The organism is Pseudomonas sp. 2VD (genome assembly GCF_005503585.1).
GTDB lineage: Bacteria > Pseudomonadota > Gammaproteobacteria > Pseudomonadales > Pseudomonadaceae > Pseudomonas > Pseudomonas aeruginosa.
Genome location: NZ_SCND01000096.1, coordinates 1 through 16,817 on the forward strand (window position 1 = coordinate 1; position 16,817 = coordinate 16,817).

At 68.4% G+C, this 16,817-nt stretch carries 14 protein-coding genes and 1 pseudogene; 7 read left to right on the forward strand and 8 right to left on the reverse strand.

Annotation, left to right across the window (positions count from 1 at the left end; genetic code table 11):
- The 6 genes and pseudogenes from FFS27_RS13160 to aprI all read left to right on the forward strand — a co-directional run.
- A pseudogene (locus tag FFS27_RS13160) lies at nt 1–306 on the forward strand (hypothetical protein); the annotation flags it as partial.
- An 86-nt stretch (nt 307–392) separates the two neighbouring features.
- Nucleotides 393–2,174 carry an alkaline protease secretion ATP-binding protein AprD gene (gene aprD, locus FFS27_RS13165; protein ID WP_019485219.1) on the forward strand — a complete coding sequence of 594 codons (1,782 nt, stop codon included), beginning with the start codon at nt 393–395 and terminating at the stop codon, nt 2,172–2,174.
- On the forward strand, nt 2,171–3,469 hold the full coding sequence (aprE, locus tag FFS27_RS13170) for an alkaline protease secretion protein AprE (RefSeq protein ID WP_137952053.1): 1,299 nt from the start codon (nt 2,171–2,173) through the stop codon (nt 3,467–3,469). The genes aprD and aprE overlap by 4 nt, the downstream gene beginning before the upstream one ends.
- 3 nt (nt 3,470–3,472) lie before the next feature.
- Nucleotides 3,473–4,918: an alkaline protease secretion protein AprF gene (aprF, locus tag FFS27_RS13175; protein ID WP_003086727.1), complete on the forward strand. Its 1,446-nt coding sequence runs from the start codon at nt 3,473–3,475 to the stop codon at nt 4,916–4,918.
- 358 nt (nt 4,919–5,276) lie between these two features.
- Nucleotides 5,277–6,716 carry a serralysin family metalloprotease AprA gene (aprA, locus tag FFS27_RS13190; protein WP_021264475.1) on the forward strand — a complete coding sequence of 480 codons (1,440 nt, stop codon included), beginning with the start codon at nt 5,277–5,279 and terminating at the stop codon, nt 6,714–6,716.
- 246 nt (nt 6,717–6,962) lie between these two features.
- Nucleotides 6,963–7,358, forward strand: coding sequence for an alkaline proteinase inhibitor AprI (gene aprI, locus FFS27_RS13195; RefSeq protein WP_003082543.1), 396 nt, complete (start codon nt 6,963–6,965; stop codon nt 7,356–7,358).
- 12 nt (nt 7,359–7,370) lie between these two features.
- On the opposite strand, the gene FFS27_RS13200 is transcribed toward aprI, so the two are convergent.
- Nucleotides 7,371–8,996 (reverse strand): methyl-accepting chemotaxis protein, encoded by a 1,626-nt coding sequence (locus FFS27_RS13200; RefSeq protein WP_021264476.1) that lies wholly within the window; start codon nt 8,994–8,996, stop codon nt 7,371–7,373.
- A 239-nt stretch (nt 8,997–9,235) separates the two neighbouring features.
- Between FFS27_RS13200 and lhpD the strand changes: the two genes are divergently transcribed.
- Nucleotides 9,236–10,240 carry a bifunctional delta(1)-pyrroline-2-carboxylate/delta(1)-piperideine-2-carboxylate reductase gene (gene lhpD, locus FFS27_RS13205; RefSeq protein ID WP_003082545.1) on the forward strand — a complete coding sequence of 335 codons (1,005 nt, stop codon included), beginning with the start codon at nt 9,236–9,238 and terminating at the stop codon, nt 10,238–10,240.
- A 103-nt stretch (nt 10,241–10,343) separates the two neighbouring features.
- Here the strand turns inward: lhpD and FFS27_RS13210 are convergent, their stop codons facing one another.
- From FFS27_RS13210 to FFS27_RS13240, 7 genes are all read right to left on the reverse strand, one after another.
- On the reverse strand, nt 10,344–11,924 hold the full coding sequence (locus tag FFS27_RS13210) for an aldehyde dehydrogenase (NADP(+)) (RefSeq protein ID WP_023084474.1): 1,581 nt from the start codon (nt 11,922–11,924) through the stop codon (nt 10,344–10,346).
- A gap of 92 nt (nt 11,925–12,016) precedes the next feature.
- Nucleotides 12,017–12,934, reverse strand: a complete 918-nt coding sequence (locus FFS27_RS13215; protein ID WP_003116382.1) for a dihydrodipicolinate synthase family protein — start codon at nt 12,932–12,934, stop codon at nt 12,017–12,019.
- Nucleotides 12,935–13,084: 150 nt separating this feature from the next.
- Nucleotides 13,085–14,119 carry a trans-3-hydroxy-L-proline dehydratase gene (locus tag FFS27_RS13220; RefSeq protein ID WP_015503271.1) on the reverse strand — a complete coding sequence of 345 codons (1,035 nt, stop codon included), beginning with the start codon at nt 14,117–14,119 and terminating at the stop codon, nt 13,085–13,087.
- Nucleotides 14,120–14,144: 25 nt separating this feature from the next.
- Nucleotides 14,145–14,867 (reverse strand): amino acid ABC transporter ATP-binding protein, encoded by a 723-nt coding sequence (locus FFS27_RS13225; RefSeq protein WP_003086746.1) that lies wholly within the window; start codon nt 14,865–14,867, stop codon nt 14,145–14,147.
- On the reverse strand, nt 14,864–15,508 hold the full coding sequence (locus FFS27_RS13230) for an amino acid ABC transporter permease (protein WP_003082557.1): 645 nt from the start codon (nt 15,506–15,508) through the stop codon (nt 14,864–14,866). The genes FFS27_RS13225 and FFS27_RS13230 overlap by 4 nt, the downstream gene beginning before the upstream one ends.
- Nucleotides 15,509–15,518: 10 nt before the next feature.
- Nucleotides 15,519–16,184, reverse strand: coding sequence for an amino acid ABC transporter permease (locus tag FFS27_RS13235; RefSeq protein ID WP_003082559.1), 666 nt, complete (start codon nt 16,182–16,184; stop codon nt 15,519–15,521).
- Nucleotides 16,184–16,817, reverse strand: a 634-nt coding sequence (locus FFS27_RS13240) for an aconitase X (RefSeq protein ID WP_137952054.1), incomplete at its 5' end; no start/stop codon positions are given. The genes FFS27_RS13235 and FFS27_RS13240, both read right to left, overlap by 1 nt.

The following is a 16,817-nucleotide window of genomic DNA, read 5'->3' on the forward strand; positions in this document are numbered from 1 at the left end:
GTCAAGGACATCGGTGTCTCGCTGCCGACGCTGGACCTGCACTTCGACAGCAAGCTGTATGCGCAAACGATTGCCGGTGTCGATGTCGCCGGGGTCGGGCCGAAGGGCCAGATCGAGCTGGTGCATGACCTCGACAATGACCTGTCGATCGTCGCCGGTATCGCCGGGGATACCGCGCACAGCGCCCTGGACGGTGCCGGCAAGGTGCTCGCGGCGCTGCTCGGCCACGGCGGCGAAGCGGCGCCGCCGACAATCCAGCTGATCGGCGCCGACCCGGCGCTGGAGCATCAGGCCCTGGCCGCCTGACGGCGAGGGAACGCCCGGCACAGGGAGGTGCCATCCGGGCTCATTCGGGATTCCAGCGGCAGTCGTGGCAGAAGTGAGCGCGCTCGATGGCAAGGCTCGGTTCCAGCGTTACCAACGAAATCAAACAGGCCCTGGCGGCCAGCCGCAGTGCGTTGCGCAGCGTGGCGGCGTTCTCCGGGGTGATCAACCTGCTGATGCTGGTGCCCTCGCTGTACATGCTGCAGGTGTACGACCGCGTGCTGTCCTCGGCCAACGAAGTCACCCTGTTGATGCTGACCCTGATGGCGCTCGGCGTGTTCGTCTTCATGGGCGCGCTGGAGGCGCTGCGCAGCTTCGTCCTGGTGCGGGTCAGCGAACGCTTCGACGGCCAGTTGCACGGGCGGATCTACGCCGCCGCCTTCGAACGCAACCTGCGCGCCGGCGGCCAGGAGGCCAGCCAGGCGCTGCACGACCTGACCACCCTGCGCCAGTTCATCACCGGCCAGGCGCTGTTCGCCTTCTTCGACGCACCCTGGTTCCCGGTCTACCTGCTGGTGATCTTCCTCTTCGACCCCTGGCTCGGCCTGCTCTCGCTGGTCGGCGCGCTGGCCCTGATGGCCCTCGCCTGGTTCAACGAACGCGCCACCCGTGCGCCGCTGGCCAAGGCCGGCGAGTTGTCGATCAAGTCCGGCCAACTGGCCAGCAACAACCTGCGCAACGCCGAGGTGATCGAGGCGATGGGCATGCTCGGCAGCATGCGCGGGCGCTGGGAACGGCTGCACCAGGCGTTCCTCGACCAGCAGAGCCTGGCCAGCGAGCGCGCGGCGCGGATCAACGCGCTGAGCAAGTACCTGCGCATCGCCCTGCAATCCCTGGTGCTCGGCCTCGGCGCCTGGCTGGCGGTGGAGGGACGCATCACCCCGGGGATGATGATCGCCGGCTCGATCCTGATGGGCCGTGCGCTGGGGCCCATCGACCAACTGATCGGCGTGTGGAAGCAGTGGGGCGCGGCGCGCGATGCCTATCGCCGGCTGAGCGGCCTGCTCGACGAATTCCCCGCCCGCGAGCGGCGCATGGAATTGCCCGAGCCGCGTGGCCACCTGCTGCTGGAATCGCTGGACGCGGCGCCGCCCGGCAGCGAGGCGCGCACCCTGCGTGGCCTGACTCTGGCGATCCCGGCCGGCTCGGTGGTCGGCGTGATCGGTCCGTCCGGCTCCGGCAAGTCGAGCCTGGCGCGGGTAGTGCTGGGCATCTGGCCGACCCTGCACGGCAGCGTGCGCCTGGACGGCGCCGAGATCCGCCAGTACGAGCGCGAGACCCTCGGCCCGCGCATCGGCTACCTGCCGCAGGACATCGAACTGTTCGCCGGCACGGTGGCGGAAAACATCGCCCGCTTCGGCGAGGTGCAGGCCGACAAGGTGGTGGAGGCGGCGCGCCTGGCCGGGGTCCACGAACTGGTCCTGCGCCTGCCGCAGGGCTACGACACCGTGCTCGGCGTCGGCGGCGCCGGGCTTTCCGGCGGCCAGCGCCAGCGCATCGCCCTGGCCCGGGCGCTGTACGGTGCGCCGACCCTGGTGGTGCTCGACGAACCCAACTCGAACCTCGACGACAGCGGCGAGCAGGCGCTGCTGGCGGCGATCCAGGCGCTCAAGGCGCGTGGCTGCACGGTGCTGCTGATCACCCACCGGGCCGGCGTGCTGGGTTGCGCCGACCGCCTGCTGGCGCTGAACGCCGGCCAGTTGCACCTGTACGGCGAGCGTGACCAGGTGCTCGCCGCCTTGAACAACCAGCGCGCCGCGTCGGCGTCGCAGCAGCGCGCGGACTACCGGGTGGCCGGCTACGGCGCGCCGCAGGTGGTGGCCGCGCCGCGCCAGGGAGGTGTGGAATGACCCGCACGGTGAAACGCGACGAGAACGCCTATGCGCGACTGGGTTGGCTGCTGGTCCTGTTCGGCTTCGGCGGTGCGCTGCTCTGGGCCGCCTTCGCGCCGCTCGACCAGGGCGTGGCGGTGCCGGCCACGGTGATCATCTCCGGCCAGCGCAAGTCGGTGCAGCATCCGCTGGGCGGGGTGGTCAAGCACATCCTGGTGCGCGACGGCCAGCATGTGGAGGCGGGCGAGCCGCTGATCCGCATGGAACCGACCCAGGCCCGGGCCAACGTCGATTCGCTGCTCAACCGGTACGCCAACGCGCGGCTCAACCAGGCGCGCCTACAGGCCGAATACGACGGCCGGCGGACCCTGGAGATGCCCGCGGGGCTGGCCGATCAGGCCCCGCTGCCGACCCTCGGCGAGCGCCTGGAGTTGCAGCGGCAGTTGCTGCACAGCCGCCAGACCGCGCTGGCCAACGAACTCTCCGCATTGCGGGCGAACATCGAGGGGCTGCGCGCCCAGCTCGAAGGGTTGCGCCAGACCGAGGGCAACCAGCGCCTGCAACAACGCCTGTTGAACAGCCAGTTGAGCGGTGCGCGCGACCTCGCCGAGGAAGGCTACATGCCGCGCAACCAGTTGCTCGAACAGGAGCGCCAACTGGCCGAGGTGAACGCCCGGCTATCGGAGAGCAGCGGTCGCTTCGGGCAGATCCGCCAGAGCATCGCCGAGGCGCAGATGCGCATCGCCCAACGCGAGGAGGAGTACCGCAAGGAAGTCAACGGGCAACTGGCGGAAACCCAGGTCAATGCGCGGACGCTCTGGGAGGAGCTGTCCTCGGCGCGCTACGAACTGCGGCACGCCGAGATCCGCGCGCCGGTCAGCGGCTACGTGGCCGGCTTGAAGGTGTTCACCGATGGCGGGGTGATCGGCCCCGGCGAATTGCTGATGTACATCGTGCCCAACAGCGACAGCCTGGAAGTGGAGGGCCAGCTCGCGGTGAACCTGGTCGACCGGATCCACAGCGGGTTGCCGGTGGAGATGCTGTTCACCGCCTTCAACCAGAGCAAGACCCCGCGGGTCACCGGCGAGGTGACCATGGTCAGCGCCGACCGCCTGCTCGACGAGCAGAACAAGCAGCCCTACTACGCGCTGCGCGCCCAGGTCGACGCGGCCGCGATGGGCAAGCTGAAGGGCCTGCAGATCCGCCCGGGGATGGCGGTGCAGGTGTTCGTCCGCACCGGCGAGCGCTCGCTGCTCAACTACCTGTTCAAGCCCCTGTTCGACCGCGCCCACGTGGCGCTGGCGGAGAACTGACCGATGACCATGCGCCGCCTGATGACCTGGCTGTTCGGCGCCTTCCTGTTGCTGCTGCGCGAGGATGCCTTCGCCCTCGGCCTGCTGGACGGCTATCACCTGGCCCTGGAGAACGACCCGCAGTTCCAGGCCGCGATCCAGGAGCACGAGGCCGGCAGGCAATACCGTGCGCTCGGCCGCGCGGCGCTGCTGCCGCGCCTGGTGTACAGCTACAACCGTGGGCGCAGTTGGTCCGATGTGACCCAGGCCACCACCCGCGGCGATTTCAAGGAAGACCGCGACTACGACAGCTACGTCTCCACCCTCAGCCTGCAACAGCCGTTGTTCGACTACGAGGCCTTCAGCCGCTACCGCAAGGGCGTGGCCCAGGCGCTGCTGTCCGACGAGCGCTTCCGCAGCCAGAGCCAGGAACTGCTGGTCCGGGTCCTGGAAGCCTATACCGGCGCGCTGCTGGCCCAGGACCAGATCGAACTGGCGCGGGCGCAGAAACGCTCCTACCGCGAGCAGTTCCAGCTCAACCAGCGCCAGTTCGAGCGCGGCAACGGCACCCGCACCGACACCCTGGAGACCCAGGCCCGCTTCAACCTGGCCCAGGCCCAGGAAATCGAGGCGCGGGACAGCCAGGATGCCGCCCTGCGCGAACTGGAGCGACTGGTCGGAGCGCCGCTGGAGATCGCCGACCTGGCGCCGCTCGGCGAACGCTTCCAGGTGCGCCCGCTGAGCCCCGCCAGCTACACCGCCTGGCGCGACCTGGCGCTGGCCGAGAATCCCGAGCTGGCCTCGCTGCGCCACGCGGTGGACGTGGCCCGCTACGAGGTCGAGCAGAACCGCGCCGACTTCCTGCCGCGCCTGGGCCTGTACGCCAGCACCGGCAAGTCCAAGTCCGGTTCGGAGAACACCTACAACCAGCGCTACGAGACCGACAGCGTCGGCATCCAGTTGAGCGTTCCGCTGTTCTCCGGCGGCGAGACCCTGGCGGCGACGCGCCAGGCCACGCATCGCATGGAGAAGAGCCATTACGACCTGGACGACAAGGTCCGCGAGACCCTCAACCAGGTGCGCAAGATGTACAACCAGAGCAGCAGCAGCGCGGCGAAGATCCGCGCCTACGAGATGACCGTGGATTCGGCGCGGACGCTGGTGATGGCCACGCGCAAGAGCATCGCCGCCGGGGTGCGGGTCAACCTCGACCTGCTGAACGCCGAGCAGGCGCTGTACAGCGCGATGAACGAGCTGTCCAAGGCCAAGTACGACTACCTCACGGCCTGGGCACGCCTGCGTTTCTACGCCGGGGTGCTGGACGAAGCCGACCTGGAACTGGTGGCGGCGAACTTCGTTTCCGGCGAGACGCCGGCGCGCCGCCGCGACTGCGCGACGACGGATTGCCCGGCGCCGCTGCACACCCTGTCGAAGACCGATACGGAGGAAAACCGGAGCGCGCTCAATTGAGACCGCGAAGGACGTGCGGGCAATTGTTCGCCTGGCGTGAAGTCGATGTCCCGGGCGGGTCGACAGAGGTCGAACAATACGCATGGAATTGTTTTTTCAATAAGGCGCTATTTATATGAAACGGTTTTTATAATATTCCAGTGTCTTCGGTAGTTTATCTTTCCTGCATGATTTCATATATGCGGAATTCGTTCGTGCATATGCTTTAAGTGCAGCTTAATTTTTTTCATGAAACCTGTGGACATTGGAAAATGAGCTGTGTCAGTTTGGACTTCGGTCTGATCTGGCCGATAACTGCAATTATCCATCCGATAATTGTATCCGAGTTATTTCCTTTACAACTTAAAGGGATATGACAATGTCCAGCAATTCTCTTGCATTGAAAGGTCGTAGCGATGCGTATACCCAGGTAGACAACTTCCTGCATGCCTATGCGCGGGGCGGGGACGAATTGGTCAATAGCCATCCGTCCTATACCGTCGACCAGGCGGCGGAGCAGATCCTCCGCGAACAGGCGTCTTGGCAGAAAGCGCCGGGCGACTCGGTGCTGACCCTGTCCTATTCGTTCCTGACCAAGCCGAACGACTTCTTCAATACGCCGTGGAAGTATGTCAGCGATATCTACTCGCTGGGCAAGTTCAGCGCCTTCTCCGCGCAGCAGCAGGCCCAGGCCAAGTTGTCGCTGCAATCCTGGGCGGACGTCACCAATATCCACTTTGTCGACGCCGGCCAGGGCGATCAGGGCGACCTGACCTTCGGCAACTTCAGCAGTAGTGTCGGCGGTGCGGCGTTCGCCTTCCTGCCGGATGTACCGGATGCGCTCAAGGGGCAATCCTGGTACCTGATCAACAGCAGCTACAGCGCCAACGTCAATCCGGCCAACGGCAACTACGGACGCCAGACGCTGACCCACGAGATCGGCCATACCCTGGGCCTGAGCCACCCCGGCGACTACAACGCCGGCGAGGGCGATCCCACTTACGCCGACGCTACCTACGCCGAGGACACCCGCGCCTATTCGGTGATGAGCTACTGGGAAGAGCAGAACACCGGCCAGGACTTCAAGGGCGCCTATTCCTCGGCACCGCTGCTGGACGACATCGCGGCGATCCAGAAGCTCTACGGGGCCAACCTGACCACCCGCACCGGCGACACGGTGTACGGCTTCAACTCCAACACCGAGCGCGACTTCTACAGCGCCACCTCGTCCAGTTCCAAGCTGGTGTTCTCGGTGTGGGACGCCGGCGGCAACGACACCCTGGACTTCTCCGGCTTCAGCCAGAACCAGAAGATCAACCTCAACGAGAAGGCGCTGTCCGATGTCGGCGGGTTGAAGGGTAACGTGTCGATCGCTGCCGGGGTCACCGTGGAAAACGCCATCGGCGGCTCGGGTAGCGACCTGTTGATCGGCAACGACGTGGCCAACGTGCTCAAGGGCGGCGCCGGCAACGACATCCTCTACGGCGGCCTCGGCGCGGACCAGCTGTGGGGTGGCGCGGGAGCCGACACCTTCGTCTACGGCGATATCGCCGAGTCCTCCGCGGCGGCGCCGGATACCCTGCGCGACTTCGTCAGCGGCCAGGACAAGATCGACCTGTCCGGGCTGGACGCCTTCGTCAACGGCGGGCTGGTGCTGCAATACGTCGACGCCTTCGCCGGCCAGGCCGGCCAGGCGATTCTGTCCTACGACGCGGCGAGCAAGGCCGGCAGCCTGGCGATCGACTTCAGCGGGGATGCCCATGCCGATTTCGCGATCAATCTGATCGGCCAGGCGACCCAGGCCGACATCGTCGTCTGACGCGCTGACACGGGCGCGGTTCGGTGCGGCGGTACGAACCGCGGCCCTTCGGCCGGCCGGGCACTGTTCGAATTGATAGGTGTCTTCCACAGGAGCGAAGTTGTGAACTGTGGCGCGCCCGTGGGCCGGCGACCCGGCGGACGAACGGAGGCCCGCGGCGCCTGGCGCGCGCTGGCGTTCGAAGCGAGGATGGCGGGCGGCGTTCGCCGTGTTATCCGATGTTCCAGGCTTGAAGGAGATCTCTCGATGTCGGCAAGCGCGAAGCTCTCCAGGATGGTTTGCTTGCTCTGCGGTTTTTTCAGCACAGGTATCAGTATGGCCAGCAGTCTGATTCTTCTCAGCGCTTCCGATCTCGCCGGGCAATGGACCCTGCAGCAGGACGAGGCGCCCGCGATCTGCCACCTGGAGCTGCGCGACAGCGAAGTGGCGGAAGCCAGTGGCTACGACCTGGGCGGCGATACCGCCTGCCTCACGCGCTGGCTGCCCAGCGAGCCGCGCGCCTGGAGGCCTACCCCGGCCGGGATCGCGCTGCTCGAACGCGGCGGCCTGACCCTGATGCTCCTCGGTCGCCAGGGCGAGGGCGACTACCGGGTGCAGAAGGGCGACGGCGGGCAGTTGGTGCTGCGCCGCGCGACGCCCTAGCTCGCCTGCGGGTCAGACCACGAAGCGACCGATCATGCCCTTGAGGTCGTTGGCCAGGCGCGACAGCTCGTGGCTGGCGCCGCGGGTCTGCTCGGCGCCCTGGGTGGTCTGCACGGCAACGTCGCGGATGTTCACCAGGTTGCGATCGACCTCGCGGGCGACGTGGGCCTGCTCCTCGGCAGCGCTGGCGATCACCAGGGTGCGCTCGTTGATCCGCGTGGCGTGCTCGGCGATCTCGCCCAGGGCGTGGTCGGCGGCCTCGGCCTCGTCGAGCATCTGCCGGGCGCGCTGGTCGTTCTCGCGCATCGCGGACACCGCGGTGTCGGTGCCCTCGCGGACGCTGGCGATCATGCCTTCGATCTCATGGGTCGATTGCTGGGTGCGGTGGGCGAGGGCGCGCACTTCGTCGGCGACCACCGCGAATCCGCGGCCCTGCTCGCCGGCGCGGGCGGCCTCGATGGCGGCATTGAGGGCGAGGAGGTTGGTCTGCTCGGCGATGGCGCGGATCACGTCGAGCACCTTGCCGATGTCCTGCGCCTGGCTGGCCAGGCCCTCCACCAGGCGCGCAGTCTGGCCGATCTCGGTGTTCATCTGGCGGATCGAGCGGACGGTCTGTCCGACCCGTGCGCGGCCGTTGCCGGCGGCCCGTTCCGAGAGACTGGAGGCCTCGGCGGTGGAGCTGGCGTTGCGCGCGACCTCCTCGACCGCCGCGCTCATTTCGTTGACCGCGGTGGCGGCCATCTCGATCTCATCGTTCTGCCGGGCCAGCGACCGGTTGCCTTCCTCGGTCACCGCGTTCAGTTGCTCGGCAGCGGCGGCCAGCAGCGCGGCGGAATCGCCGATCTGCTCGATGGTGTCGTGCAGGCTGGCCTGCATGCTGCGCATGGCCTTCATCAGTTGCGCCGGCTCGTCGTCGCCGTCGCTGGCGATCTCGCCGGTCAGGTCGCGGGCCGCGATGCGGTCGGCGCAGGACACCGCCTGGCGGATCGGCACGACGATGCTGCGGGTCAGCAGCCAGGCGATCGTCACGCTGGCCGCCAGGGCCACCAGCAGCACCGCGAGGATCGCGGTGGAGGCCCGGGAGTAGACATCGGCGGCTTCGGCGGTGGAGGCGCGGGCGGCCTCGCGGTCGAGGGCGATGAGTTGCTTCAGGGTCCGCTGCACCTGCTCGTAGCGCTGCAACTGGGCCCCGCCCATCAGCACGCTGGCTTCGTCGGTACGGTTGTCACGGGACAGCGCGAGCAGGGCGGCGTGTCCTTCGAGGTACTCCTGCTGGCGCTGGACGAACTGGTCGAGCAACGCGCGCTCCTCGTCCAGGACCAGCAAGGGGCGGTATTCCCTTTCCACCCTGGCGAGGGTAGCGATGACCTCGTCCATCCGTTGTTCCTGCTGGCGCATGCGCGTGGCGTCGTGCAGCAGCACGTGGTTCATCTCGCCGAGGCGCAGTTCGCTCATCAGGCCGCTGAGCTGGGCCGAGGCTTCGACGCTGGGCAGCCAGACCTCGCCGATATCCCTGGCGGCGCGGTTCAGCGAACCCATGCGGTTGTGCGCGAAGAGGCCGAGCGCCACCAGCAGCGAGGCGAGGATGGCGAAGCCGATGACGGCGCGTGGGGTGATGGCGATACGACGAAGAAGCATGGGGTGGTCTCCGACCGGGCTGTGGGAAGGTGCTTGGCCCTGTAGCGGGGCGCGGAGGGGTTTCTTGAGGGGCTGCGGGGCTATTTGGAATTGCCTTACATGATTGATAGGAATTTTCTGTAAGTTTTCGATGTGCTCGAGCCGGTTGTGCCGTTTTCGGCATGCTCAGGGTCGATTGAGGTCAAGAGAAGGCTGTCGCGGCAGGCCACCCTAGGGATTGGTCGAACAAGGAGAAGCCCGTGATCCGAATGACGCTGGACGAGGTCCGCGAGCTGGCCGTGCGCATCCTGCGCCGGCACGCTTTCAGCGAAGCCCATGTACAGGCGGTGGCCGATACCCTGGTGGCGGGGGAGCGCGACGAATGCGCCTCCCACGGTATCTGGCGGTTGCTCGGCTGCATCGCCACCCTGAAGGCCGGCAAGGTATCCGCCGACGCCGAGCCGGAACTGCACGACATCGCTCCCGGCCTGCTGCGGGTCGACGCCCATGGCGGGTTCTCCCAGTGCGCATTCCGGCTGGGGCTGCCGCATCTGCTGGAGAAGGCCCGCAGCCAGGGTATCGCGGCGATGGCGGTGAACCGCTGTGTGCATTTCTCCGCGCTATGGGTTGAGGTCGAGGCACTCACCGAGGCGGGCCTGGTGGCCCTGGCGACCACGCCGAGTCATGCCTGGGTGGCGCCGGCGGGCGGACGCAAGCCGATCTTCGGCACCAACCCGATCGCCTTTGGCTGGCCGCGTCCGGACGGCCCGCCGTTCGTCTTCGACTTCGCCACCAGCGCCGTGGCGCGTGGCGAGATCCAGTTGCACGAACGCGCCGGCAAGCCGATCCCGCTGGGCTGGGGGGTGGACGAGCAGGGCGAGCCGACCACCGATGCCAGCGCCGCGTTGCGAGGCGCCATGCTTACTTTCGGCGGGCACAAGGGCTCGGCCCTGGCGGCGATGGTCGAACTGCTCGCCGGTCCGCTGATCGGCGACCTGACCAGTGCCGAGTCGCTGGCCTACGACGAGGGCAGCCGTTCTTCTCCCTACGGTGGCGAACTGCTGATCGCCATCGATCCGCGGCGCATGCTCGGCGCCTCGGCGGAGGAGCACCTGGCGCGCGCCGAGACGCTGTTCGAAGGCATCGTCGAACAGGGCGCGCGCTTGCCCTCGCAGCGACGCTTCGAAGCGCGCGAACGCAGCGCCAGGGACGGCGTGACGATTCCCGAGGCGTTGCACCGGGAGCTGCTGGCGTTGCTGGAGTGAGCGCAAGGCGAGGGGCCGACCGGACAGCGTGGCGCAACGAGGACGACTGCGTAGGGCGGATAGCGCCAACGGCGTTATCCGCCATCCAGGCTTCCAGGCGTGCTCAATCCAGGGCCTCGCGCGTGCTCCGGCCATCGACCAGGCGCAGCAGGCCCAGCGGGTTGGCGTTCTTCAGGGCGTCCGGGAGCAGGCTGTCGGGGTAGTCCTGGTAGCACAGCGGGCGCAGGAAACGCTCGATGGCCAGGGTTCCCACCGAGGTGCCGCGAGCGTCGGAGGTGGCCGGGTAGGGGCCGCCGTGGACCATGGCGTCGCACACCTCGACGCCGGTCGGATAGCCGTTGAATAGCAGGCGCCCGGCCTTGCCTTCGAGCTGCGGGACCAGCCCGGCGAACGCCGCGAGATCGTCCGCTTCGCCGATCAGGGTCGCCGTCAACTGGCCGTGCAGGTTGTCCAGCGCGCGGGCAAGCTGTTCCTCGTCGGCCGCCTCGACGACCACGGTGGCCGGGCCGAACACCTCTTCCTGGAGCAGTCCGTCGCCTTCCAGCAACAGGCCCACGTCGGCCTTGAACAACTGCGGATGGGCCTGCCGCCCTTCCTGTGGCGCGCCGGCCAGGCGCCGGATGCCGGGGTGGCGCTCCAGGCGTTGCAGTCCTTCGACATAGCTGCGCAAGGTGCCGGCGTTGAGCATGCTCTGTGCCGGCCTGGCGGCCAGTGCCTCGCCCAGGGCCGCGACGAAGGCGTCGAAGCCGGGGGAGCGCAGGCCAAGCACCAGGCCCGGCTTGGTGCAGAACTGGCCGCAGCCGAGCGTCACCGAGGCGGCCAGCTCCTCCGCCACCTGGCGGCCGCGCCGGCGCAGGGCTTCGGGGAGCACCACCAGCGGATTGATGCTGCTCATCTCGGCGAACACCGGGATCGGCTGCGGCCGCGCCGCTGCCAGGTCGCACAGTGCGCGCCCGCCCTTGAGCGAACCGGTGAAGCCGACCGCGCGGATGGCCGGATGGCGCACCAGCGCCTCGCCGACGCCGTTGCCGTAGACCATGTTGAATACCCCGGCCGGCATGCCGCTGTCGGCCGCCGCCTGGAGGATCGCGTCGGCCACGCATTCGGCTGTGGCCATGTGTCCGCCGTGGGCCTTGACCACCACCGGACAGCCGGCGGCCAGGGCGGCGGCGCTGTCGCCGCCGGCGGTGGAAAAGGCCAGCGGGAAGTTGCTGGCACCGAACACCGCCACCGGGCCGAGACCGATTCGCCACTGGCGCAGGTCGGGGCGCGGCGGGGTACGCCCGGGTTGTCCGCGATCGATGCGCGCGCCGTGGAAGTCGCCACGCCGCAGGACTTCGGCGAACAGCCGCAACTGGTTGGCGGTACGTGTCCGTTCGCCCTGGATGCGTACGGCGGGCAGCGCGGTCTCGCGACGGACCAGGGCGACGAAGTCGTCGCCCAGGGCGTCGAGGCGCGAGGCGATCGCCTCGAGGAATCCGGCGCGGCGCGTGGCGGACAGTTGCCGGTAGTGTGGATAGGCGCGTTCGGCGGCGCGGGCGGCGGCGTCGACCTCCGCCTCGGTGGCCTGGACGAAGGCGTAGGGCAGCGCTTCGCCGCTGTCGGCGTCGAGGCTGCGCAGGATGAGGTTGCCGGCGGCGCTGCGAGCGCCGCCGACGTAGTTGTGACCGAGGATACTGGGCATGGGGCCTCCCTGGGGACGGTGGACGGAATGCTCTGCCGCTGGCTCTCGCCGGCCGCTCCCTGGGGAGCGAGGCGGCGAGGGCGCGGCGCCGGCTACAAGCCGACGTCCGGCAGCGCCGGCCGGCTGGCCAGGGCCTTGGCCATGATCCGCTCGACGTGCTCGCGATCGGCGCCGCGCAGGGCCAGGCGCGGTGGACGGGTGAGGGCGCTGCCGCGACCGGCGAGTTCCTCGCAGAGCTTGATGCACTGCACCAGGTCGGGACGGGCGTCGAGATGGAGGATCGGCATCAGCCACTCGTAGATCGGCATCGCCTCGGCGAAGCGCCCGGCCCTGGCCAGGCGGAAGATGGTCTCGCCTTCCTTCGGGAACACGTTGGACATTCCCGAGATCCAGCCCTGGGCACCCACCGCCACGCTTTCCAGGACCACGTCGTCGAGGCCGGCGAAGAGGATGAAGCGCTCGCCCACCTGGTTGCGTACGTCGATGAAGCGGCGGGTGTCGCCGGAGCTGTCCTTGAAGCAGACGATGTTCTCGCAGTCGGCCAGGGAAACCAGGATGTCCGGGGTGACGTCGTTCCGGTAGATCGGCGGGTTGTTGTAGACCATCACCGGCAGGTCGGTGCCGCTGGCCACGCTGCGGAAATGCTCGGCGGTTTCGTGCGGCTTGGAGGAATAGACCAGCGCCGGCATCACCATGATGCCGTCGACGCCGACCCGCTCCACCGCCTTGGCCACCTTCGCCGCGCCGGCGCTGGTGAACTCGGCGATCCCGCAGATCACCGGCACGCGGCCGCCGGAGGCATCCTTGGCGACCTCGGTGACGGCCATCTTCTCCTCGATGGTCAGCGAGGTGTTCTCGCCGACGCTGCCGCATACTACCAGCCCGGACACGCCGTCGCGCACCAGGTTGGAAATGACCGTGTGGGTTTCCTCCAGGTTCACCGAGAAATCGGCGTTGAATTGGGTGGTGACCGCGGGGAATACGCCGCTCCAGTTGACGTGCTTGCTCATGGTTTCTCCTTTCTTCGTATTTCGTATACGAATTCAGTCGGACCGCTGCGGTCCGAGTCACAGGGCGACGGCAGCGTTCGCCGTCGTGGGCGATCCGGTACGCGCCGGATCGGTTTCCGCCCGGCCGCTGCCTGCGGTCGGGCGGGGTGGTCAGCAGTGGCCGCCGGGCCAGGTGTCGGACAGCCGATAGCCTTGCGGCCAGGGATCGTCCGGGTCGAGCAGGTACTGGTGGATGCCGGTGATCCAGGCCCGCCCGGACAGGCACGGGAGGATCGCCGGACGGCCGCCGAGTTCGGTCAGCGACTCGATGTGGCAGTAGAATTCCGAACCGATGATGGAGCGCCCGACGAAGCGTTCGCCGACCCGCAGCTGACCTTTCGCCTGGAGCACCGCCATCCGCGCCGAGCAGCCGGTGCCGCAGGGCGAGCGGTCGATCTTGCCGGGGCGGATGACCACCGCGTTGCTCGCGCCGAGGACACCGTCGCGGCGCTCCGGCGGCGCGGCCAGCTGGCAGAAGGACAGATGGTCCCAGTCCGGGTTGGTCGGGTGGCGGAAGCCCAGTTGTTCGTTGGCCGCGTGGGTGATCTTCAAGCCGGTGGCGACCAGCTCGGCGGCCTCGTCGGCGCGCAGGGCGAAGCCCAGGCGCCGGGCGTCGGCGATGACGAAGCTGTCGCCGCCGTAGGCGGTGTCGACCTGTAGCGAGCCGAGGCCCTCGACTTCGATCCAGGCGTCGAGGCGGTCGGCGAACGACGGCACGTTGCGGATTTCCACCCGCTCGGCCTTGCCGTCGCGGCATTCCGCGCGGGCCTCGATCAGCCCGCCCGGCGCTTCCAGCAGCAGCCGGGTCAGCGGTTCGCGCATCGGCAGGATGCCGCTGTCGAGCAGTACGGTGGCCACGCACAGCGAATTGGAACCGGACATCGGCGGGGTGTCGGCCGGTTCCATGATGATCCAGCCCATCTGCGCGCGCGGGTCCTTGGCCGGCACCAGCAGGTTGGCGTGGCGGAACACCCCGCCGCGCGGTTCGTTGAGGACGAAGTTGCGCAGGTCCTGGTCTCTGGCGATCCAGCGCGACTGTTCCCAGAGGGTGGCGCCGGGCGGCGCGGCGACGCCGCCGACGATCACGTCGCCGACCTCGCCTTCGGCATGGCAACTGACGATGTGGACGATCCGCTGCGAACGCATGGCTATCTCCTGTGCGGGGGCGGGCTCAGAGCACCGAGCGGAGGAATTCCACCGTCTCCGGCCGCTGCGGGTTGCCGATCACCTGGTCGGGGGTGCCGATCTCGTGGACCAGGCCATTGCGGAAGAACGCCACCCGGTCGGACACGTCGCGGGCGAAGCGGATCTCGTGGGTGACCAGGACCATGGTCATGCCTTCTTCGGCGAGCAGGCGCATGGTGTCCAGCACCTCGCCGACCAACTGCGGGTCGAGCGCCGAGGTGGCTTCGTCGAACAGCATGTAGTCCGGCGACATCGCCAGCGCCCGGGCGATCGCCATGCGCTGTTGCTGGCCGCCGGAAAGGCGCTGGGGGAAGACCTTGAGCTTGTCGCCGAGACCGACGTGGGTGAGTTGCTTCAGCGCCATCGCCTCGGCTTCGGCGCGGCTCTTGCCGAGCACCTTGCGCGGCGCGAGCATGACGTTTTCCAGCACGGTCAGGTGGGGGAAGGCGTTCCACTGCTGGAAGACGATGCCGATCTTCCGCCGCAGGCGGTTGAGGTCGGTGCCGCGGGCATGCACGTCGATGCCGTCGACGCGGATGCTGCCGCGCTGGATCGGCTCCAGGCCGTTGATGCACATCAGCAGGGTCGACTTGCCGGAACCGGAGCCGCCGATGATCGACAGCACCTCGCCCTTGTCCACCCTCAGGTCGACGCCCTTGACCACCTCGAACTGGCCGTAGGCCTTGTGCACGCCGCTGATCTCGATCATTGCTGCCATCTCCGTTCCAGCCGGGCGCCGAGTCGCGCGACCACCCAGCTCATGAGGTAATAGACGAGCCCCGCGATGCAGAGCACGAAGAGCGGTTCCTGGATGCGCGTGACGATGGTCTGCGAGGCGCGCAGCAGTTCGACGATGCCGATCCAGAGCACCAGCGAGGTGTCCTTCATCACCGACAGGGTCAGGTTGACCCAACCGGGGAAGGCCACCCGGGCGGCCATCGGCAGGACGATGTGGAACAGGTCCTGGCGATAGCTCAGGCCCAGCGAACGCGCCGCCCGGCGCACGCTCGGCGGTACCGAGAGGACGCCGCCGCGGACCACCTCGGTGCAGTAGGCGGCGGCGTACACGCCGAGCACCAGGCAGGCCACGGCGAAGGCGCTCCAGTCGAGGCCGAGGATGCTCTTGAAGGAATTGAGCAGGACGAACTGGATCAGCAGCGGCACGCTGCGGAATACGTCGAGCAGCGCCGCCAGCGGCAGGCTGGCGCGTGGCAGCAGGGCGCGGAGCAGGCCGAAGACGACGCCCAGCAGGGTGCCGATCAGCATCGCCATGGCGGTGATGGCGAGGGTGGTCCAGGCGCCTTGCAGGAGGAACAGCAGGTCGTTGGCGGTGAGGCTGGTGGTGAACACGGCATTCCCCTCAGTAACGGAACAGGCGCCAGCCCAGCAGGCGGGCGGCCAGCACCAGCAACTTGGCCATGGCGAAGTAGAGGACGGCGGCCAGGGCGAAGTATTCGAAGGTGCGGAAGGTCTTGACGTTGAGCGCCTGGGTGACGCCGGTGAGGTCGTCGGTCAGGCCCACCACCACGCCGAGGGAGGTCATCAGCATGGCCCAGACCAACTGGTTGGTCAGCGGGTAGAACACCACTCGCAGCAGCTGCGGGATCACCACCAGGCGATAGGCCTGCGGCGCGCTCATGCCCAGCGAGCGGGCCGCCCGCAGCTGGGTCTCGGGCACCGCCTGGAGGCCGCCGCGGAAGGTCTCGGCGAGGTAGCCGGCGTTGTTGAAGGTGACCCCGGCGAGCAGGGCGAACCAGGAACTGACGTGCAGGCCGAAGGAGCCCAGGCCGAAGTAGAGGATGTAGATCTGGAATAGCGCCGGGGTATTCCGCGCGATGGAGATCCAGGCTCCGGCGGCGGCGCGCAGCGGGCGGTTGCCGCCGAGCCGGGCGAAGGCCAGGAGCAGGGCGATGAGGATGCCGAAGAGCATCGACAGCGCGGTGACCTGGAGCGTCACCAGGCTGCCGGCGAGCATCTCCGGCAGGGCGTTGAACGCCGAGCGCCAGTGGAAGGTGTAGTCGAACATCAGCAGTCCTCGCTCAGCCAGGCGGGCAGCCCGGCGGGGGCCCGTCCACCGACGGCGGCCTCGACGCAGCCGGCGAGGCCGGCGAAGCGCACCTGGCGGCTGACCAGTCCGGGGGCGTAGTGGGCATACTTGGCGGAGTTGGTCATCAGGGTGCGCGCGCCCGGCGGCACCAGCGGTTCGTCGAGCATGCACCAGCAGGTGTCGGTGACCAGCCGCGCGCCGAACGCCTGCAGCGTCGCCAGGTACCCGGCCGCTTCGGCCTGGGCGACGACCTGCCGGCTGCTGGTGATCACCAGCGCTACCTCCGGGTGTCTGCGGCGGCCGTGGCAGAGCGCGGCGAGCTGGGCGAATTCGCTGGCGGAGAAGTGCGGGTTGCCCAGCGCCACCAGGTCGATCCGCGTCTCGTCGGCGCTGTCCAGCTCGCGCCAGGCGTCGCGCAGGCGCTCGCGACCGACCCGCAGGGTCCGCCGCGGCGCGCGGCCGCCGAAGGCGCTGGCCAGGTCAGGGGCTTCCGGGGTGACGCCGATGACGTGGAACATCGGCACCGAGGAACTGGTGCCCAGCGCCGCGCCGAAGGCCTTGAGCGCGTCGCGGTCCGGCTGCCGCTGCCGCAGGCCGTCGATCGCCGGGATC